The 21,350-nt window shown below is 35.0% G+C and carries 14 protein-coding genes, 1 tRNA gene and 1 pseudogene; 12 read left to right on the top strand and 4 right to left on the bottom strand.

All coding sequences use genetic code 11. The annotated features are described in order from the left end of the window. Positions 1-7 precede the first annotated feature (7 nt). The gene (locus tag B0M43_RS20630; RefSeq protein ID WP_078005205.1) at positions 8-949 is read right to left on the bottom strand and encodes a hypothetical protein; all 942 of its coding nucleotides are present in this window, start codon (positions 947-949) and stop codon (positions 8-10) included. Between the two features lie 471 nt (positions 950-1,420). Between B0M43_RS20630 and B0M43_RS20625 the strand changes: the two genes are divergently transcribed. From B0M43_RS20625 to B0M43_RS20600, 6 genes are all read left to right on the top strand, one after another. After that, positions 1,421-5,302, top strand: a complete 3,882-nt coding sequence (locus B0M43_RS20625) for a hypothetical protein (RefSeq protein ID WP_144825149.1) — start codon at positions 1,421-1,423, stop codon at positions 5,300-5,302. Positions 5,303-5,566: 264 nt separating this feature from the next. After that, positions 5,567-6,841 (top strand): hypothetical protein, encoded by a 1,275-nt coding sequence (locus B0M43_RS20620; RefSeq protein ID WP_078008010.1) that lies wholly within the window; start codon positions 5,567-5,569, stop codon positions 6,839-6,841. Between the two features lie 29 nt (positions 6,842-6,870). Then, positions 6,871-8,148: a hypothetical protein gene (locus tag B0M43_RS20615; RefSeq protein ID WP_078008009.1), complete on the top strand. Its 1,278-nt coding sequence runs from the start codon at positions 6,871-6,873 to the stop codon at positions 8,146-8,148. Positions 8,149-8,674: 526 nt separating this feature from the next. Then, positions 8,675-9,958 (top strand): gliding motility-associated C-terminal domain-containing protein, encoded by a 1,284-nt coding sequence (locus tag B0M43_RS20610; protein WP_078008008.1) that lies wholly within the window; start codon positions 8,675-8,677, stop codon positions 9,956-9,958. Between the two features lie 35 nt (positions 9,959-9,993). After that, positions 9,994-10,908, top strand: coding sequence for a type IX secretion system membrane protein PorP/SprF (locus B0M43_RS20605; RefSeq protein WP_078008007.1), 915 nt, complete (start codon positions 9,994-9,996; stop codon positions 10,906-10,908). Between the two features lie 21 nt (positions 10,909-10,929). Beyond that, positions 10,930-12,921 (top strand): OmpA family protein, encoded by a 1,992-nt coding sequence (locus tag B0M43_RS20600; protein ID WP_078008006.1) that lies wholly within the window; start codon positions 10,930-10,932, stop codon positions 12,919-12,921. 52 nt (positions 12,922-12,973) lie between these two features. Here the strand turns inward: B0M43_RS20600 and B0M43_RS20595 are convergent, their stop codons facing one another. Together B0M43_RS20595 and B0M43_RS20590 are read right to left on the bottom strand one after the other, a co-directional pair. Beyond that, entirely contained in the window at positions 12,974-13,963 is a 990-nt protein-coding gene (locus B0M43_RS20595; protein WP_078008005.1) for an AraC family transcriptional regulator, read from the bottom strand. Between the two features lie 59 nt (positions 13,964-14,022). After that, positions 14,023-15,003 (bottom strand): AraC family transcriptional regulator, encoded by a 981-nt coding sequence (locus B0M43_RS20590; RefSeq protein WP_078008004.1) that lies wholly within the window; start codon positions 15,001-15,003, stop codon positions 14,023-14,025. 676 nt (positions 15,004-15,679) lie between these two features. Here B0M43_RS20590 and B0M43_RS20585 point away from each other — a divergent pair. The 6 genes from B0M43_RS20585 to B0M43_RS20565 all read left to right on the top strand — a co-directional run bounded on the left by B0M43_RS20585 (position 15,680) and on the right by B0M43_RS20565 (position 20,700). Beyond that, a complete protein-coding gene (locus B0M43_RS20585) occupies positions 15,680-16,324 on the top strand; it encodes a ferritin-like domain-containing protein (protein WP_078008003.1) in 645 nt (214 codons plus the stop codon). A 277-nt stretch (positions 16,325-16,601) separates the two neighbouring features. Beyond that, positions 16,602-17,765, top strand: coding sequence for a zinc-dependent alcohol dehydrogenase (locus B0M43_RS20580; RefSeq protein ID WP_078008002.1), 1,164 nt, complete (start codon positions 16,602-16,604; stop codon positions 17,763-17,765). Between the two features lie 240 nt (positions 17,766-18,005). Next, positions 18,006-18,176: a hypothetical protein gene (locus B0M43_RS24525; protein WP_168199969.1), complete on the top strand. Its 171-nt coding sequence runs from the start codon at positions 18,006-18,008 to the stop codon at positions 18,174-18,176. 50 nt (positions 18,177-18,226) lie between these two features. After that, the gene (locus B0M43_RS20575; protein ID WP_078008001.1) at positions 18,227-19,750 is read left to right on the top strand and encodes a DEAD/DEAH box helicase; all 1,524 of its coding nucleotides are present in this window, start codon (positions 18,227-18,229) and stop codon (positions 19,748-19,750) included. Positions 19,751-20,076: 326 nt separating this feature from the next. After that, positions 20,077-20,157 (top strand) — tRNA-Tyr (locus B0M43_RS20570). A 255-nt stretch (positions 20,158-20,412) separates the two neighbouring features. Next, positions 20,413-20,700: a hypothetical protein gene (locus tag B0M43_RS20565; RefSeq protein ID WP_078008000.1), complete on the top strand. Its 288-nt coding sequence runs from the start codon at positions 20,413-20,415 to the stop codon at positions 20,698-20,700. Positions 20,701-20,945: 245 nt separating this feature from the next. Here the strand turns inward: B0M43_RS20565 and B0M43_RS20560 are convergent. Continuing rightward, positions 20,946-21,332 (bottom strand): annotated as a pseudogene (locus B0M43_RS20560) (TlpA family protein disulfide reductase); the annotation flags it as partial. Positions 21,333-21,350 lie beyond the last annotated feature (18 nt).

Genomic DNA, 21,350 nt, shown 5'->3' with positions numbered 1-21,350 from the left:
AGCATACTTAATCTATTTCTGTCCTGTCAGCAACAAGACGGAAAAGTGGTTCGTATTTTTTTATTTGAGGCTCCAGATTTTTATTTATATCAGCTGGACCTATACTTCCTTGCAGACAATACAATTTTTGTTTTTGAGTAAACATAAACTGTAGCATTCTTATTTTTACTTTGTCCTGATTCAGGGTTTCTTCAACTTCTACCATCATTCCGGGTTGATCATCAATTTTTAATGCTTCTGTGCGAATGAGTTTAGCCTGAGGCGGAATCATCTCTGAAATTGTTTTTTCATTGAGAATAAAATTATACTCTTCCGCAGGCAAATCATATATTACAATTAATATTTTTTCGTTGCCTGTGCCATAGTGACTGGTAAACTGTTGAACTGTTTCAGTCCTGTCTGCTTCTTCGGCCAGCCAACTTTTGGGAATAGGAAATTGCAAAACGGCCTGTTCTGCTTTTGGATGTCCTTTTGTTGTAAAAGTCTCTACATGGCCATCAGTAATTTCCTGATGTGGAGCATCATGATAGGCAAACGAAATAATTCCTTTTGATAACAAGGTATCCATACGAAAAAGCGATCTTTCCTTTACTTTTTCCAAAAAATCCTGTGCGTACTTTTCCTTTTGAATGGGATTTATAAATTGTTCCTTAAGCAAAGTATTAATGCGGTTTTGTATGGCATTATAATCAGAATCATGCAGCTCGTCTTTCAGATAATGCTCAATATTTCGTTCGGCCCTTTCGAACAAAACAGATCTTTTTTTAACTGCTGCCACATCAGGTTTAAGTTGCGGAAATTCTATGGCGACCATTTGAAGTGCAGTACTCTGGCCTTTAAGAAATGCATAAGTTTCAATAGCGAATCTTACCTTGGGCGCATATTTTTCTAATTGTGAGTATGTTAGCGCAGGAAATATACAATATAAAAATAGGATGAGTTTTTTCATTTGTATCTAAAGTTTAGTAATGTAGATGCAAAATCATCTACAATATTTCAAATTTGAGAATTGAGATAAAATTTAGCTTATAATATTGTTCCCCATTTTTATATAATTTCCATCTTACTAAAATGTGCTGAGTATAATTTAATCATAAAAATTATCTACTTAATTTCCGTCTGAAAGAAAGTAGGATAACAAGCAAATCCACGGGCATACTCTGTCAATTTTGCAAAAATCATTACTTCACAAGTTTAAAATATTTATAAAAACACTTTAATTTTTCATAGTCTTTGATTTTTTAATACTAAAAAGTCTTTCAAATAATGTGGCGTTACACAAAATGCCCTAATCTATAATTTAAAAAGCGTCTGGAGGTAAAGTTAAAGGTATTTTAGATGGAAATTTGCACTTCGAAATTTAGATGATTGAAAAACAAATACTTTAATATAATTTTAAGTACGTAATAATTAACATGTTATGAAAAATAGATTACTGCCTTTATTCGTTATTTTAGGAACTGTGTCTGCTTACTCGCAGGTGGGTGTCGGAACATTAAATCCGAAATCCTCTGCTCAGTTAGAGGTGTTCTCTAATAACAAAGGTGTGCTAATACCCCAAATTGCCTTGACAAGTATTACAGATAATAAGACAATTGTAAATGGTAATATTGTCAGTTTATTAGTTTATAATACTACTGATAATTCCAGCATTACACCAGGATACTACTACTGGTTTGATAATAGATGGAATAGAATGTTAATTTCTGGAGATCTTACTACAATTGCTGGTAATTCTGTACCTGCTGCTAAAGGTGAACCTGGATATCCAGGTGAAAACATTTCTATTTATATCGATAAATCCACTAGTACAGTTTACGTTCAAAACTCTGACGGAACTTGGTCACCAATAAGCGGAAGTGGAGGAACGCCTGGAAAAGATGGTAAGGACGGAAAATCAGCATTTGAGATCTGGAAAGAGCTTCCTGGCAACGATGGAAAAGACCTGAACCAATATGTTGCTGGTCTTAAAGGAGAAACCGGAGCGGATGGTAAATCAGCATTCGAGATCTGGAAAGAACTTCCGGGCAACGACGGAAAAGACATGAATGAATATGTTGCAGGTCTTACCGGTGCAACCGGAGCTGATGGTAAGTCAGCATTCGAGATCTGGAAAGAACTTCCTGGCAACGACGGAAAAGACCTGAACCAATATGTTGCTGGTCTTAAAGGAGAAACCGGAGCGGATGGTAAATCAGCATTCGAGATCTGGAAAGAACTTCCGGGCAACGACGGAAAAGACATGAATGAATATGTTGCAGGTCTTACCGGTGCAACCGGAGCTGATGGTAAGTCAGCATTCGAGATCTGGAAAGAACTTCCTGGCAACGACGGAAAAGACCTGAACCAATATGTTGCTGGTCTTAAAGGAGAAACCGGAGCGGATGGTAAATCAGCATTCGAGATCTGGAAAGAACTTCCGGGCAACGACGGAAAAGACATGAACGAATATGTTGCAGGACTTACCGGTGCAACCGGAGCCGATGGTAAATCAGCATTCGAGATCTGGAAAGAGCTTCCTGGCAACGACGGAAAAGACATTAACCAATATGTTGCAGGACTAAAAGGAGAAACCGGAGCTGATGGTAAATCAGCATTTGAGATCTGGAAAGAGCTTCCTGGCAACGACGGAAAAGATATGAACGAATATGTTGCAGGTCTTACCGGTGCAACCGGAGCTGATGGTAAATCAGCATTCGAGATCTGGAAAGAGCTTCCTGGCAACGACGGAAAAGACATGAACGAATATGTTGCAGGACTTACCGGTGCAACCGGAGCGGATGGTAAGTCAGCATTCGAGATCTGGAAAGAGCTTCCTGGCAACGATGGAAAAGACATGAACGAATATGTTACAGGACTAAAAGGAGAAACCGGAGCCGATGGTAAATCAGCATTCGAGATCTGGAAAGAACTTCCTGGCAACGATGGAAAAGACCTGAACGAATATGTTGCAGGTCTTACCGGTGCAACCGGAGCGGATGGTAAATCAGCATTCGAGATCTGGAAAGAACTTCCTGGCAACGACGGAAAAGACCTGAACGAATATGTTGCAGGTCTTACCGGTGCAACCGGAGCTGATGGTAAATCAGCATTCGAGATCTGGAAAGAACTTCCTGGCAACGACGGAAAAGACCTGAACGAATATGTTGCTGGTCTTACCGGTGCAACCGGAGCTGATGGTAAATCAGCATTTGAGATCTGGAAAGAGCTTCCTGGCAACGACGGAAAAGACATGAACGAGTATGTTGCTGGTCTTAAAGGAGAAACCGGAGCTGATGGTAAATCAGCATTTGAGATCTGGAAAGAGCTTCCTGGCAACGATGGAAAAGACATGAACGAATATGTTGCAGGCCTTACCGGTGCAACCGGAGCTGATGGTAAATCAGCATTCGAGATCTGGAAAGAACTTCCTGGCAACGACGGAAAAGACCTGAACGAATATGTTGCAGGTCTTACCGGTGCAACCGGAGCTGATGGTAAATCAGCATTCGAGATCTGGAAAGAACTTCCTGGCAACGATGGAAAAGACATGAACGAATATGTTGCTGGTCTTACCGGTGCAACCGGAGCTGATGGTAAATCAGCATTTGAGATCTGGAAAGAGCTTCCTGGCAACGACGGAAAAGACATGAACGAGTATGTTGCTGGTCTTAAAGGAGAAACCGGAGCTGATGGTAAGTCAGCATTCGAGATCTGGAAAGAGCTTCCTGGCAACGATGGAAAAGACCTGAACGAATATGTTGCTGGTCTTAAAGGAGAAACCGGAGCTGATGGTAAATCAGCATTTGAGATCTGGAAAGAACTTCCTGGCAACGATGGAAAAGACATGAACGAATATGTTGCAGGCCTTACCGGTGCAACCGGAGCTGATGGTAAATCAGCATTCGAGATCTGGAAAGAACTTCCTGGCAACGACGGAAAAGACCTGAACGAATATGTTGCAGGTCTTACCGGTGCAACCGGAGCTGATGGTAAATCAGCATTCGAGATCTGGAAAGAACTTCCTGGCAACGATGGAAAAGACCTGAACGAATATGTTGCAGGTCTTACCGGTGCAACCGGAGCGGATGGTAAATCAGCATTCGAGATCTGGAAAGAACTTCCTGGCAACGACGGAAAAGACCTGAACGAATATGTTGCAGGTCTTACCGGTGCAACCGGAGCTGATGGTAAATCAGCATTCGAGATCTGGAAAGAACTTCCTGGCAACGATGGAAAAGACCTGAACGAATATGTTGCTGGTCTTACCGGTGCAACCGGAGCTGATGGTAAATCAGCATTTGAGATCTGGAAAGAGCTTCCTGGCAACGACGGAAAAGACATGAACGAGTATGTTGCTGGTCTTAAAGGAGAAACCGGAGCTGATGGTAAGTCAGCATTCGAGATCTGGAAAGAGCTTCCTGGCAACGACGGAAAAGACCTGAACGAATATGTTGCTGGTCTTAAAGGAGAAACCGGAGCTGATGGTAAATCAGCATTTGAGATCTGGAAAGAACTTCCTGGCAACGATGGAAAAGACATGAACGAATATGTTGCAGGCCTTACCGGTGCAACCGGAGCTGATGGTAAATCAGCATTCGAGATCTGGAAAGAACTTCCTGGCAACGACGGAAAAGACCTGAACGAATATGTTGCAGGTCTTACCGGTGCAACCGGAGCTGATGGAAAATCAGCATTCGAGATCTGGAAAGAACTTCCTGGCAACGATGGAAAAGACCTGAACGAATATGTTGCAGGACTAAAAGGAGAAACCGGAGCTGATGGAAAATCAGCATTCGAGATCTGGAAAGAGCTTCCTGGCAACGATGGAAAAGACCTGAACGAATATGTTGCAGGACTAAAAGGAGAAACCGGAGCTGATGGAAAATCAGCATTCGAGATCTGGAAAGAGCTTCCTGGCAACGACGGAAAAGACATGAACGAATATGTTGCAGGACTAAAAGGAGAAACAGGTGCCGATGGTAAACCAGGAGAGCAAGGACCTGCAGGAATTGGAGGAAAAACGAACGGAGGTACAAATGTTACAATAACAGGAGATGGTACTGAGGCTAGTCCTTATGTAGTAAATGCAACAGTCCCTCAACAAGCTATTGATGAGTTTACAGCAGACGCTGGTCAAACTAGCTTTACATTAGCTGCGACACCATCTAATTTATCTAAAGTAAAATTGTATATAAATGGTGTTCGTATTGATAAAGACGCATTAACAGTAACCGATAAGATTCTGACTTATAAACCAGAAAGCAATGGTTCATACATATTAATGGTAAACGATAATGTGATAATTGATTATCTAAAATAATATTATAAATTTTGGGAAGCAGGCAAACTTTGACAAAGAGCCTGCTTCTTTAAAAAAAAATGATATTGAAATGATTAGTAAATAACTTATTGTAATACACCTAGGGCTTTTCGATTTGAAAAAAAAATGATGTATCAATAATTTGACTTGCTTCATAGTTATTTATAGATTTTTAATATTCATTAAAAATACCGAAAAATTGAATTGCTTCTTTAACTCAAAAGCTGATTGAAAGATTTTAGGAAAACGATTAAAAGAATAAAAATGAAGAAAATAATTTATCTGATATTCCTGATTCAGACTGGATATATACTAGGTCAAACAGAAACTTTAGTGACTGTAAATGGAAAAAAAGTAACTGTTAACCCAAACGCGCTTACCACAGCAAACAATGGTTTAACAGCCACAAATGGTAACCTTCAGTTGGGAGGCGAATTGCTGAAATCTTCCGTTTTAACGACCACGCCAACTTCTACTTTAGCCATTACAGGATTACAGACTGGCGTAGAAACCAATAATATTCTAACAGTTGATACAAACGGTATTCTGGAAACCACTGTCAAAGAAAACTTAACGAGTGACAATTTAGGAAATCACACCGCATATAAAAATTTGGAAATGTCAAATAAGGACATTCAAAACACACAAACAGCATTCATAAACAATAATTTGGATATTTTAGATAAAATTACTAGTAATACAAAATATTTTAGCATCAATAAAGACAATGGAATGTTTAATATTTGGAATTCTGGTACTTCCTCAAATGCCTTGTCAATAGACCAAACAAACAATAGAACAGCTTTTTCTTCGACAATTGGTTTTCCTTATGCTGATGGTATAAAAATAATGTTTACAAACAATAAAGATGCCACAAGAATCGACCATTCTAGCGGATGGATAGTAGGTACAATATCTGGTCAAAAAACATTGGCTAATTCAGGACAATTTAACTGGTCAAATTATTCAAATTCTGGTGCACAAAAAGAAATAATGCTACTTACGTCTACCGGAATAGGTCTTGGCACAACCGCACCAACGACTGCTATGCATGTTAAGGCCACAGCTGACCCTATTCTTTTAGAAGGATTGACAGCATCAGCCACGGCAACAAATCTAAAATTAGTAGTTGGAGATGATGGCATTGTTAAAAAGAGCATGTTTCCTAAAACATACAAAACTCCAACAATAGCACCAGGGAATTCTTATTCCGTAACATTGCGAGGCAATCTTCCAATAACAGCTTTTCTCGTTCAAACCTCAAATCTTTGCGGAAGAACAGCCATGAATTCTTTTCGATCTTACAATAATACATTATCCTTTTTAGGAGGACAAGCAAGGAATGTATCTTTTCAATCTTCAGTCTTAAATGAAGATGGAAGTTCTTTAAAATTAGAAGCTAATGGTGTAATTGGTTGTGAAGATGGAGGGGATGGAAGTCAATTTAATTTTATCATTACAAAAATAGGTGCGGTAATAACAATTACAAATAACGGAAATATTAACAAAGAATATAGTATTGTTCAAACTGGCCTATAAATTAGAAAAAAACAGATTTTAAAAAAAATATGAAAAAACTAATATACCTTTTATTATTGATCCAAAGCGGATTTATGATAGCACAGACAGAAACAATGGTTACCGTCAACGGAAAAAAAGTTTCAATTAATCCTAATACCCTAAACACAGCTAATAATGGTTTAACTTCTGAAAGTGGGAATATTCAGTTAGGTGGCCCGTTAATGAAAGCTTCAACAATAACAACAACTCCAGATTTTACTTTAGCCATTGTAGGATTGCAGGCTGGTACCAATGCAGATGAAATCGTGGTAACAGATGCCAATGGAGTTTTAAAAACAGTACCTAAGACTAGTTTTACCGGAGATAATTTAGGAAATCATACAGCAGCTCAAAATCTGGAAATGTCGAATAAAGATATCCTAAACATTAAAAATGCGTACATTAAAAATGACGTGCAATTTTCAGATAGAAATACTGCTAATACAAAATACTTTGGTCTGTATAAAAATGCCGGAGTATTTGGAATTTGGAATTCAAATAAGAGTGTAAATGCATTATCAATTGATGAAACAACAAACAATACAGCTTTTGCTTCCACTATAAGTTTTCCAGATGCTAATGCTTCAAAAATATTATTTTTGAATAATAATAATGCGGCCAGAATTGAACTTACAGAAGACTGGAATTTCGGACTTGTAGCCGGCTCAACAACTACAGCGAATTCTGGGCAATTTAGCTGGTCTAACTACTCAGGCACTAGTGGTGCGCAAAAAGAATTAATGCGTCTGAATTCTACAGGTTTAGGCATTGGCACAACTGCTCCAACTGCTGCACTTCATGTTAAGTCAGCTGCAGATCCATTGCGTTTAGAAGGATTAGTTGAATCTACTGACCCTTCAAATATAGCTTTGGTAATAGGGACAGACGGAGTTGTTAAAAAAAGTCTTTTCCCTCAAACTTATGCCGTTCCATCAATTGCTCCGGGAGAATCTTACATAGTAACTTTAAATGCAAACATTACGGTCGCAACCTTTATTGTTGCAACACAAAATAGTTGTGATAAAAATGCGATTGCCTCTTTTCAAACCTACAACAATGTTATTTCATTTTTAGGCGGCCAGGGAGGTAACATACTTTATACAGCTACGGTTACTAATAATGATGGTTATGCTCAAAAATTAGTTGCAAATGGTACGGCTAACTGTGAGGACGGAGGAGATGGCAGCCAATTTAATTTTTCAATAGCTAAATCCGGATCTACTATCACTATTACAAATAATGGTAATGTAGAGAGAACATATACTATTATCCAAAACGGTATGTAATTTTAAGGGAGGATCATATGCCATAATAATTATACATAAAAGCTCAAATTATAAGTTATTTGAGCTTTTATACGTTTGCAAATTATTGATAATTAATTTTATGGTATTTGGAAAAAGGAAACAACTATAAATTGATTAATAGCGTTTGGCCATTGTATAAATTATTTTTTCTAAATGAAAGAGGTATATTGAGGCAATTTCACTCTGTTTTATCTATTGAAAAAAAATGCTCTGCTGGAAATATTGATTTCTAATACATATCATATTTATCTGTGTAAATAACTTTGAAGTATAAGGTCATAGTTACAATTATAAGACTTATTAATAAATCGAAAAAAAGGAACAGAACTTTATAATCAAAGTTCTGTTCCTTTTTTTTTGAATTTAAATTTTGAAAATAAAAATGAACTTATTATGATATTCTAATAACTTCTAGAGGATGCAAACTCCTGATTAGTCCTCTAATTTTGCACTTCATTTAGAGCGGTTTTCAAGTAGTAATATAAAAAAATAAAATTTATATAAAATGATAAAAGATTTACAGCAATTTCAATTTGTCTTGAAAAACAGAAAAGATTTAAACTGTGTATTTAGTTTTATAGCACTCCTATTATTGTGTCAAAAAGGGCAGGCTCAATTTGTTAATCAAGGAGATTTAAAAGTAAGTAATAATACATTATTGTCAATCTATATGGATTATGATAATACGACCACGGGAAATTTTATTAATGATGGACAAGTTCACGCTTTTAAAAATTATAATAATGACGGAGTGGTTTCTTATAATGAGAAAAATTCAGGTACTACTTCTTTTGTGGGAGAGCAGGAGCAAGTAATTACGGGGTCTCAGATTGCTGATTTTCAAAATATTGTTTTTAATAATCTGGCTTCTCTGATACCTTTTCAACTGAAAACAACTATTTCTATCGGTAAAAATTCTGATTTTAAATACGGAATTGTTAATGCCGCAGATTATAATGGTAAAGTTATTTTCAAAGAAAATGCAACACATTCTGAAGCAAGTGATCAAAGTTTTGTAGATGGGAAGGTACAGAAAAAAGGAACTAATGAATTTCAATTTCCTGTAGGAGATGAATATTTTTTCAGACCCTCTTTTCAGGCAGGTGCTGCAAATGGAGATATTTATACTGCACAATATTTTCATAAAAATTCGGCAGATCTTCACTCTCATTTAAGTAAAGATGAAACAATTTTACAGATCAATGATCAGGAATACTGGGAAGTAAAACAAGAAAAGGGAGCTGACAAAATTGTTTTGAGTCTTTCGTTAAATAATGATACTACCCCTTCTCAATTTTTTGCAGAAACGTCCAAAGTAAAAGTAGCAATTGTTCGTTGGGATGAAGCATTAGGGAAATGGGTAAATGATAAAGGTGTTCTTAGTGAGCCCGTTACCGGGGAGGTCTATTCAAGATTATTAACAGGTGCAGTAGGAGGGTACGGAATTTTTACAACAGCTCTTGTTAAAGCAGAATTTGAAGACCATGAATTAATAGTGTACAACGCAGTTTCTCCAAATGGTGATGGTATTAATGATACTTTCCATATTAAAGGAATAGATAGATATCCTGACAATTCTCTTGAAATTTATAACAGATGGGGTGTTAAAGTATACGAAGCAAAATCATATAATGAAAGTGACGTAATGTTCGCTGGATATTCTGATGGGCGAGCAACAATAAATAGAGGAGAAAAACTTCCAACAGGGACTTATTTCTACATTTTGAAATACAATAATACGCAAAGGGTAGTCGAAAAATCTGGCTATCTATATATAAATAATCAATAATTAAATCCATAAATAGAACGTAATAAATAGAAATAATGAAAAAACTTTTTTATGTAGTATCGTTATTGTTTTTAGGTATTCTGGGGGCTTCTGCACAACAGGAATCGCAATATTCGCAATACATGTACAATACTATGACCTTTAATCCTGGTTATACAGGTTCAAGAGAAGTTTTAAGCGCCATGGCACTATACCGAACACAATGGGTGGGGTTAGAGGGAGCGCCAAAAACAATAAATTTTTCAGTTCAAACACCATTAGGATATCATGGTAATGGACTTGGTTTAAATATAGTAAGTGATCAAATTGGCCCAACAAAAAATACCGGTTTTACAGTTAACTACGCTTACACTATTATGCCGTCAGATGAATTAAAAGTTTCATTTGGTATCTCTGGAGGTTTTGACAATTTTGAAGTGGATTACAATAAAACAAATCGTGAATATGAAGATAAGACTATGACAGGAGTGGAATCTCAATTTTCGCCTAATGTTGGAGCAGGGGTTTATTTTCACACTTTTAAATGGTATGCGGGAATCTCTGTTCCTAAATTATTAAAAACAAACTTTTATGATGATGTTGCAGCATCGGTATATTCAACAAAAGCCCATTATTATTTTATGGGAGGATATGTTTTTGATATTAATCCGTATTTAAGATTTAAACCAGCAGTCTTGGCTAAGTTTGTTGTGGGCGCCCCTGTTGCGGTCGATATGTCGGCTAACTTCTTGATCAATGATAAATTAACGCTTGGAGCAGCATACCGTTGGGATGCAGGTGTTAGTGGTTTAGCTGGTTTTCAGGTAACAGACGGTATTCAAATAGGATATGCATATGATCGCGATATCACAAATATTGGGAATTATAATTCAGGATCTCATGAGATATTTTTAAGATTTGATTTATTGAGTAAAACTAAAACCAGACTAGTGAGTCCGAGATTCTTCTAATAACGTTAAATACAAAATAGGATGATTTATAAAAAACTAAAAATTACTTTTATATTCCTGATGGTTTGTATCATGCAAATAGGAACTATTCAGGCCCAGGTTCAGGATAAAAATTTAGAAAAAGCTAATGCTGCATATACAAAGTTTGCCTTCATTGAAGCGATTAAGTTATATAATAAAGAAATTAAAAAAGGAAATAATACTATAGAAACCTATACTAAGCTTGGAGATTGCTACTATTATAATGCAAATTATCCGGAAGCAGCAAAATGTTATGCTAAAATCATGGATTCTCCAAAAGGTATTGATCCGCAATATTATTTCAGATATGCACAGGCTTTAAATAACAATCAGAATTATAAAGAATCTGAGCAGATAATGAAAACCTACTACTCAAAATCAGGTAAAAAAGACTTGAGTGCAGACTGGAATGGCATAAAATTAATGGAAGAAATAAAGAGACAGTCTGGTCGTTATATTTTTAAACCTGTAGCGATCAACTCTCCCTTTTCTGACTTTGGAGCTTGTTTTAATGGTAGGGATAAAGTAATCTATGCTTCGGCTAAAGATACCGGAACAATCATAAAACGTAAACACAGCTGGAATGAGAAATCCTTTTTAAAATTATATTCAGCTGATATTACGGTTGATGGCGGGTTACAAAATTCTATTATATTAAAAGGAGATGTGAATACAAGATATCATCAAAGTACTCCTGCCATAACAAAAGATGGTAAGCTAATGTATTTTACAAGAAACAATTATGTTGAGGGAAAACTTGGAGCGGATAAAGAAGGAACCACTTATTTAAAAATTTATGTGGCTGAGAATGTCAATGGAGAATGGAAAAACATCAAAGAACTTGGATATCCTATCAATAGTGATGGCTTCTCATCTGCGCATCCGGCTTTAAGTGCCGATGAAAGTGAGTTGTATTTTGTTTCTGACCGAAATAATAAATTTGGGAATTCAGATATTTATGTAGTTAGTGTTAAAAAAAATGGGCGTATCGGCAATGATATTACTAAGTTGGGGGATGAAATCAATACTTTAGGAAGAGAAACATATCCTTTTGTAGATGCTTCTGGAATTTTATATTTCTCTTCAGACGGACATCCTGGTCTTGGTGGTTTAGATGTTTTTGCAGCACTAAAAGATGATCAGGGCAAATATCATGTAGTAAATCTTGGTGACGGTGTAAATACAAACGCTGACGATTTCGCTTATACAATTCAGGATGATACCAAAAAGGGATATTTTTCATCTAACAGAACTGGAAATGACGATATTTACAGTTTTACAGAACTTAGACCAGTTGATTTTAACTTTAATGTAAAACCAATTGTTTCAGGAACCTTAAAATATACAAGCGGAACACCAATTGAAGGTATGGTGGTAGAGGTTTATAATTCGGAAAATGAAATGATTAATACGGTGTCTTCTGGTAAAGATGGTATATATACTCTTGACCTTAAGCCTTACAGAGATTATAGATTGGTATATAAAAAGCTTGGAATTGCTGAAAAAACACAAATTGTTACTCCTCAATTAAAACCAGCTGAGAAACGCGAATACTCATTTGATTTTATAAATGAAATGCAGGTAATTGTAGGAGATCATATAGTAACATTGCAAGAAGGGGATGATCTTACGCATAAATTAAAACTAGATCCAATTTATTTTGATTACAATGGGTTTAAGATAAGAGAGTCATCGAAAGCAGAATTGAATATAGTAGTCGAATTGATGAAAGCGCGTCCGAGTATTTCTTTAAAAATTAATTCGCACACCGATAGTAGAGGTAGAGATGATTTTAATATGAAGTTGTCTGAAAACAGAGCTAAAGCAACTGTAGATTATATCGTAGCACATGGAATTGAAAAAGAACGTGTGCATGGACAAGGTTACGGCGAAACTAATTTAATAAACAGGTGTACGAATGGCGTAAAGTGTTCTGAAGCGGAACATCAGGAAAACAGACGTTCTGAGTTTATAATTCACGTCAACCATTAAAGAAAATATTAAATATTAATTTAAAAAAAAAACAGTAAATTTTAATAATGAATTAATCCTGCTTTCTTATAAAATCATCAATAGGTCTGTTCTTGAAAAAATTAAAATACTTGGATGAAAAATAACTTAGTTTACTATAGTTTAATTCGTAAAGAACATTTGTAATAGTTTTAAATTCTCCGCTTTTTAATAACCTTTGAGCAAGAGACATTTTTTCCTTAATAAATAAATTGTTTGGAGTATCGTTAAAACATTTTTTGAATAAAATCTTATATTTTGATTCTGACATACCTGCCATTGAAGCTAAAAAAGTTACTGAAGGAAATAGGCCATACAAATTATTAAGAAGATATTCTTTTGTTTTATTGATTGCTTCCAGCTCGCTATCGGTAGCGTTTTTTGAATTTTGAGAATGATAAAATTTATTAAAAAAATTGCCGAGCAGTTTTAAGGATATACCTTTAAGCAAGGGTTCAAATGATAAATCGAATACTGATTTGTTTTTGATGGACTGAATTAGTAAAATACTATTGCTGTCGATATTTCCATAATGATAAAAAACTCTTTGGCCTTCTTTAGTAGTTGGTTTTACTTCTTCTTTTTTGGAATGTTTTTTTATAAAATCATTTAGAAGGGCCTTATCGACGAGTATTCTTATAGCAATTGTCCTTTCATTGACAGAGGGTGTAAAGGAACTCTCGATTTGATTGTCTATAATCGCAAGATCTAATTTGTCATAGGAGCCAATCTCGTAAGATTTGTTATTGATTTTTATTAAATTAACATGCTCACTTAAGTCAAAATGAAATATATATAAAGGATTATCAGATCGATTTCTTGTAATTTTTAGGGGAATTTTTAAAGTAAAATCTATAAACAAAACCGATATACCTGGTATAATTTGAGTGAAATAAGAATGTCCCTTACCCATTGATTCCGGAATTACAGTAATTTTACCATCAATGAATTTGGCTCCTAATTTTTGAACAAATTCACTTTGCCATTCAGGAGTTAAACTATAGTAGTGTGAAATTTTTTTCATAAGCAATTATTAATCTTGATAAAGAAGGATTTTGTTTAGGAAATTAAATTTCACAATAGCTACAATTGCTTTATAAAAGTTTTGGGAGATAAGCCAAAATTCTCCTTGAACTTTGAAGCAAAATAAGAGTTATTTGTAAAACTTAATTGATCTGATACTTGTGATATTGATAATTGCTTACTTTCAAGCAATTCTTTAGCTTTTAAGAGTTTATTGTCCATGAAAAATTTATTAGCAGTCGAGCCGGTAATTTTTTTAAATAAATTTTTAAATTTTGTCTCCGACATATTGGCTCTATTGGCCATTTGTGTAATACTTGGAAAATGGTCTCCGATATGGTCTATTAAATACATTTGTGAAGCAATTATATTTGATAAATCTGAAGAATTGACTGTTTGAATAATGATTCTTCGGCTAGCCATTTTTTTTAAATAATTAGAAATAAGCATCTGAACCGTTCCAATTAAATTTAAATTAAATATAGACCCGCCAACTTCTAATTTGCGTAGGTCATTTAGTAAATGATAGCTTTCACTACTCATTCGATCAAACCGTACAATTGTATTTCTGTTTGGATCTGTCAATAAATCGATGTCGCGAAATGTAATATTATGATCTTTCACAAATGATATTATTTTTTCTTTTTTTATAAAAATGTAAAGAGCAAATGTGCTGCTTCCAGCCTTAACGTTATAATCAGTCTCCAGCGATCCATCCAGTACAGATAAATTATAGCGCCATCTGCCTACATCGTACACTGTACTTTCTCTACTGACAGTAGCTTCTCCTTCGGTTAAATTGTAATAAAGCCCAACAAAATCATTGTCTTCATTTTTTTGAATAAATCGAAAGTTCTTATTATATTTTACATTTATATAATAAGCAACTATACCTTCTCCGCAATCAAGGAAATATCGGGTTCCTGTCTGTAGTTCTTCGGGAATAATAATATAATTGTCTTCAATTTTTCCTCCAAATTGATTAGCAAAATTTTCAATCCAAGAGAGATCAGCACCATAGGAATGTTTAATTATTTTCACGGAAATATTTTTAATAAAGTTAATAAAATTTTTCGTAATGTTTTAACATTTAATATGTTGACATATTAATCAGTTAAGATGTATCGTTTCAATTCTGTATAAATTTATAATTTTTAGTGTTTTTTAGTCTGAAGTGTACCTGAAATAACGGCATTAGAAAGCTGCATTAAGACAAGGAAAATCGAGAATTTAAAGATTCGCAGATTTGTGTTTTATAAAATTTCCCGGAAAGTTTATTGTGGATTTATACTAGTAAATTTATCTCTAAAAAAACCTTACTGGTATTTTTAGGAAGGAACCGTATCGACTCATTAAACAAATTAACCGAGAATGGAATCCAAGCTTTGACATATATTTGTAATTGTTTTTCTCTTAGGTTTTACAATTGAACTGGTTCAGAAGCAAAGTTTTTTTGTCAATTTGGATTGCTCTTTTTGGAATATTTGCACTTATATTTATTGAAAAAAAGACTCAGTTTTAATAAAGCGTGACAAATTCTTTTTCGCTTCGTATATCGTTACTATTTATATAATTAATTAAATTTATTTCATAATTAAACTTCTTACTAGTCTGATATTTAAATGTTTAAATATTACAACAATGCTTTAAAATTGTATAAGAAAATTGAAACACCGTGGTAGTACATTTGAAAAACAAATTTTTTAAAAAACATATCATGAAAGATTCAAATACAAAAACAGCAGCGAAAAAAGCAACTCCTGCTAAAAGTAGTTCGACATCAAAAAATGGAGCTACAACTAAAAAATCAGCTGACAGTAAAACCACTTCTCCGAAAGGGACAGTGAAACCGAAAGCATCAGCGGCAGAAGGATTAAGAGATCTTTTTGTAGATTCACTAAAAGATATATATTGGGCAGAGAAAGCTTTAGTCAAAGCACTTCCTAAAATGGCTAAAAATGCTACTTCTCAAAATTTAATTGACGCTATTAATGATCACTTGGAAGTTACTAAGGGTCAGGTAAGCAGACTAGAAGAAGTATTTGCTTCAGTTGGTGAAAAGGCAGTAGCCAAAAAATGTGATGCTATGGATGGCCTCATTAAAGAAGGCGAAGGTATTTTAGAAGAAACTGAACCGGGTGCTGTTCGTGACGCAGGGATCATTGCTGCGTCTCAAAAAATAGAGCATTACGAAATTGCAACTTACGGAACTCTTGCCGCATTTGCTAAAACTCTTGGGGAAGACGAAGCTGTATCTTTATTGGTTGAGACCTTAAATGAAGAAAAAGAAGCAGACATTACCTTAACGGAAGCGGCTTACAATACTATTAATTTCGATGCTACTGAAGACGACGAAAAATAGTAAAATACTATTATAGAAAAAGCCTGCAGTTCAAAACTGCAGGCTTTTTTTTTAGCATCTTATCTAGATTATGTAGACAAAGTCAAGTGATAAGTAACGGTAAAAAATTAATTTGCAAAAGTCACCTTAAATAATTTTTACTGAATGAAAACTAATCATTTTATCTCGTTATATAATTTCAAAATGGTGATTTATATATAAGAATTTTATCATATGTTGTAATTTTAATAGCTTAAATAAGAGTTACTTAGCTTTCTGTAAATTTAAAATAAAAAATATGAAAGCAGCAGTTATTCACGGACCAGGTTCCGTTAAATATGATACAGTAGAAGATCCAAAAATTAGTGCTCAGGATGATATTATTTTGAAAGTAACATCAACAGCCATATGTGGATCAGATCTGCACATTTATTCGGGGGCAATGCCAACATCTCCAATGGTTTTGGGGCATGAATTTATGGGAATAGTTGAAGAAACAGGATCAGCAGTTACTCATCTTAAACGAGGCGACCGTGTGATTGTTCCTTTTCCTGTAGCGTGCGGAAATTGTTTTTTCTGCAATCATGATGTGCCGGGAAACTGTGAGCACAGCAACCCTGAACACTATGGTCCTGAGGGAGGAATTCTGACGGAAAAGGGTGGTGCTCTTTTTGGGTATACCGACTTGTATGGAGGATACGACGGAGGACAAGCACAGTACGTAAGAGTACCTTATGCCAATTATGGTCCCAGAGTAGTGCCTGAAAACCTTAGCGATGAACAAGTACTTTTTCTGACCGATATTTTTCCAACGGGATACACTGGTGTAGACTGGGGAGAAGTGAAAGGAGGAGAGACGGTTGCCATTTTTGGTTCAGGTCCCGTTGGGATAATGGCTGCAAAAAGTGCATGGCTCAGAGGCGCAGCGCAGGTTATTATCGTAGATACATTGCAATACCGTTTGGATAAAGCCAGAGTTTCTACAGGTGCTACCACTATATTGTGGGAAGATCCAAAAGATGTGGTGGAGCATATCAGATCACTTACAAACGGACGTGGAGCGGACGTATGTATTGATGCCGTTGGATTTGAACCCGAAAGAAGCTTCACAGACAAAATAAAAGCGACTATCAACTTTGAAAAAGGTTCTATCAAAGTTTTAGAAGCTTGTATGAGTGCAGTTCGACGAAGCGGTATAGTGTCGGTGCTTGGTGTATATCCTGTTAATTATGATAATTTTCCTCTGGGACAGTTTTTTGATAAAGGAATTATTTTAAAAGGTGGACAGGCACCTGCGCATAAACATATCGACAAACTTTTGGAATATGTGGTACAGGGAAAAGTGCAGCTTGATGATATCATTACCCACAGACTTCCTTTGTCTGAGATTTCACACGCATACGAAATTTTTAATAAGAAAGAAGACGGATGTGTAAAAGTAGTATTGGATCCTTGGAAATAATTTGCCTTGACCGTACGATATTAAACAAAAAAATCTACAACTGTAAAGATGTAGATTTTTTCTGTTTTAATGATTTTTTTAATGGTGCTTAGCAACATAAAATAATATAATAAACCACTACAATACTATAAAAGTTAGATACAGTTCTTGGTCTAATTTTAAAGTATAAAAAAATAAGCAAGACAACGCATTTAGTATAACGCTCAAAGAAATAATCTACTAACGCTAAATTATATAATTATGTTTAAGAAAGGACAAAATGTACAGCAGGAATTTGGTAATCAGGTGATGAAAGTAATTGGATTCGAGCCTGAACTTATTGAAAACGTAATAACACAATGGGAAGATGAAGAGGGTACTATCGTAACTGGAAAATTCATGGAGTCACAGCTGCAGTCGGCAGAAGAATAATGAACAACAGATTGTAACCGCATTTAAATAATATCAAATAAAGAAATAAGATGATTAGTAAACTGCTACCGAAAGCTTCCTTTTATGATTATCAGGAAAAGGACATAGAATCTATTTTTCAAAAAATGGATAATAAAGCGACAACAAGGCTTTTGTATCAGTTGCCTACAGGCGGAGGCAAGACAGTGGTATTTTCAGAAATAGCCAGAAGATTTATTGCACAATATGCTAAAACTGTCATTATCCTTACCCATCGAAAAGAATTATGCAAACAAACATCCATGGTATTAAAAAGCCTGAGTGTGCAGAACTGCATCATTAATAGTACAAGCGGTAATTTTAAAACAGGCTGTGATTGTTATGTAGCCATGGTAGAAACGCTTCGCAACAGAATAAAAGCAAAGAAAATAAAACCTCGTGATGTGGGACTTGTGATTATTGATGAAGCACACCATAATTCATTCAGAAAATTAATGGGAAGTTTTAAAAATGCTTTTATTATTGGTGTTACGGCAACTCCTTTTAGTAGTGATACTGCAAAGCCAATGAATCTTCATTATGATACACTGATCACAGGAGAAAGCATTACAACGCTTATAAATGAAGGTTATCTGGCCAAACCGGAGTCATTCATTTTTGAAGTTGAACTTAATACCCTGAAAACGGGAATCCATGGCGATTATACGATAAACTCCTCAAATGAATTGTACAGTTCAGCCGTCATGCAGGATTTATTATTAAAAGCATATAAAGAAAATGCATTAGGAAAAAAGACACTCATTTTTAATAATGGTATCGAAACGTCTCAAAAAGTTTTTGAGACTTTTACAAAAGCAGCAATTCCGATAAAACATTTGGATAATAAAACATCTGATGAAGAGCGCAAAAAAATCTTAAAGTGGTTTAAGAAAACAAATGACGCAGTTCTTACTTCGGTTTCAATTCTTACCACGGGATTTGACGAGCCGACCGTGCAGCATATTATACTGAACAGGGCAACCACTTCTATTACCCTGTATCATCAAATGATCGGTCGAGGTTCGCGAAGACTTCCATCAAAAAAAACATTTGGAATAACTGATTTAGGAAATAATATTCATCGTTTTGGTAATTGGGAAGCACCGCTGGATTGGCAGTTTGTTTTTGAAAATCCCGAGGCTTTTGCAAAACAGCTACAATATCATACTGTTGGAAATTCTGCGGTACAATCCCATAGCATTTCGGCTGAATTGCGCGCCAAGTTTCCCAACACACTTGAAATGACGTTTGATGTTGAGGCTGCCTATCATGAAGCGCTTGAAATGGATAAAAAACCAAAGACTGTTATGCAGGAATCGATTAGGCAACAGGCAAAGATGTGCATGGATAATGCCAACACTCTTTCTGAAGCAGTTGCATTAGCTGAAGCACTCCATCCTGAAATTGAGTGGAGGGTAAAACAATATGTGAAGTGCCTTGAGAATGCCAGCAGGAATTATAAAGAATGGTTGATAGAAGATTATCAAAACCGACTAAAGAACCTTATCGTCAAATTGTTTGCTAGGGTGAAATCGCCAATCGCTGAAGTAGTTTAATTTGTCACGACTGCCAGAGAAATTTTGAGTGTTTTATAACATTTCTTAAATAGTATTCTTGGATTATCAGGAAAGGTGGTTATTCAGGAAGTAATAACTAATATTTAAAAGGAAAAATAAATAAGTTTTAGTTAAGAATAATCTTATAATTTTTAAAAAACAAGAAAATATCCTGATTACGTACTTTTTTATTTTATTCAATTCCAATGAATTAAAAAATAACTTTAAAATAACTTAAAATTAAGTTCGTTTTTTGTTTGTAAACATGAAAAACGTTCCTATATTTGCAACCGCTTAGAACAACAAAGCGCACTAACGCTGAGATCGGGGAGATACTCAAGCGGCCAACGAGGGCAGACTGTAAATCTGCTGTGAAAACTTCGCAGGTTCGAATCCTGCTCTCCCCACTAAAAGTCCTAATGAAAATTAGGACTTTTTTTATGGATAAATTTTAATGTTGAAAATTTTAAAATCGGCTTTCTAAAATTTATAAAAAAGCAAAATCTGCAGTTCAAAATTTCTATATTTTTTGTGCGATAAAATCCTTGAGCAAGATGTTTATAGTAAAATACAACATCTTGGAATTCTATTTTTAGTACTAATTAATCCTTTTACAAATCTATGACTGATCAATTTTCGTATGTAAGATTAAAGGAGCTATCATGGAAAACTTATCGATATTTCATATAAAAATTTTGCAGACATTAGCTGAAAGGTATGGTATGAGCTTCAGTATAGAAGAGCTGACAAGCCTCCTTAGTCCAATTTTTAATACTTTAACAACATTAACTAGCAATATGTCCTCTGGAACGGAAAATCAAGCAAGAGTATTAGAAGCTTTAATTTTTTTGAATGAACAGGGATATGTCTTTTTGAATTTGGATACTGACAAAAGTTTAATAACGATAAAAGGTCTTGTTATATTAAACGATAAAGTCTTGTGTAATTAATCCAAATCTAAGAGTAAGTATTTAAGGCCTCTAAAGCACAAATCCCGAAAAGTTAAGTCTAATGTAGTGCTTTGCGTTTCTATGCTTCGCAATGTCGTTTATTAAAGCTAAAAATGATAAAGCTTAGTGATCTCTGTGTAAACTCTTTTTCTCTCTCTACGGGGTGTAAGGTTGATCTTCAATTATTGTATATATCCAAAAAAAAAATCTCCACGAGGGAGATTTTTTGTATTGTAATAGTACTATTATTTAGCTAAAAGCTCTAGTATTTTTGCTTTCAATTCAGGACCTCTTAAGTCTTGAGCAACCACTTTTCCTGATGCATCAAGAATAAAAGTTGCCGGAATAGATTCTACTCCGTATTGTTTTGCAATTGGCTCTTCCCAAAATTTCAGGTTAGAAACATGAGTCCAGGTTAAACCATCTTTTGCGATAGCTTCTGTCCACTTGCTTTTTTCTTTATCTAAGGATACACCAATAATATTTAATCCTTTTGAATGAAGTTCCTTGTAGATTGCTACAACATTTGGATTTTCCTGTCTGCATGGTCCACACCATGAAGCCCAGAAATCTACAATTGTCACTTTACCTAAGCTTTCTTTAAGAGAAACAACTTTTCCTTGCGGATTAGGAGCCGAAAAATCTGCTCT

This window comes from Flavobacterium sp. KBS0721 (genome assembly GCF_002007065.3).
GTDB lineage: Bacteria > Bacteroidota > Bacteroidia > Flavobacteriales > Flavobacteriaceae > Flavobacterium > Flavobacterium piscis.
Note: the sequence above shows the minus strand (reverse complement) of the source record. Positions and strands in the feature narration are given on the sequence as shown.

Coding starts and splice junctions, on each gene's coding strand:
- B0M43_RS20630 (WP_078005205.1), bottom strand. CDS start 949: ATGAAAAAACTCATCCTATTTTTATATTGTATATTTCCTGCGCTAACA.
- B0M43_RS20625 (WP_144825149.1), top strand. CDS start 1,421: ATGAAAAATAGATTACTGCCTTTATTCGTTATTTTAGGAACTGTGTCT.
- B0M43_RS20620 (WP_078008010.1), top strand. CDS start 5,567: ATGAAGAAAATAATTTATCTGATATTCCTGATTCAGACTGGATATATA.
- B0M43_RS20615 (WP_078008009.1), top strand. CDS start 6,871: ATGAAAAAACTAATATACCTTTTATTATTGATCCAAAGCGGATTTATG.
- B0M43_RS20610 (WP_078008008.1), top strand. CDS start 8,675: ATGATAAAAGATTTACAGCAATTTCAATTTGTCTTGAAAAACAGAAAA.
- B0M43_RS20605 (WP_078008007.1), top strand. CDS start 9,994: ATGAAAAAACTTTTTTATGTAGTATCGTTATTGTTTTTAGGTATTCTG.
- B0M43_RS20600 (WP_078008006.1), top strand. CDS start 10,930: ATGATTTATAAAAAACTAAAAATTACTTTTATATTCCTGATGGTTTGT.
- B0M43_RS20595 (WP_078008005.1), bottom strand. CDS start 13,963: ATGAAAAAAATTTCACACTACTATAGTTTAACTCCTGAATGGCAAAGT.
- B0M43_RS20585 (WP_078008003.1), top strand. CDS start 15,680: ATGAAAGATTCAAATACAAAAACAGCAGCGAAAAAAGCAACTCCTGCT.
- B0M43_RS20580 (WP_078008002.1), top strand. CDS start 16,602: ATGAAAGCAGCAGTTATTCACGGACCAGGTTCCGTTAAATATGATACA.
- B0M43_RS24525 (WP_168199969.1), top strand. CDS start 18,006: ATGTTTAAGAAAGGACAAAATGTACAGCAGGAATTTGGTAATCAGGTG.
- B0M43_RS20575 (WP_078008001.1), top strand. CDS start 18,227: ATGATTAGTAAACTGCTACCGAAAGCTTCCTTTTATGATTATCAGGAA.
- B0M43_RS20565 (WP_078008000.1), top strand. CDS start 20,413: ATGGAAAACTTATCGATATTTCATATAAAAATTTTGCAGACATTAGCT.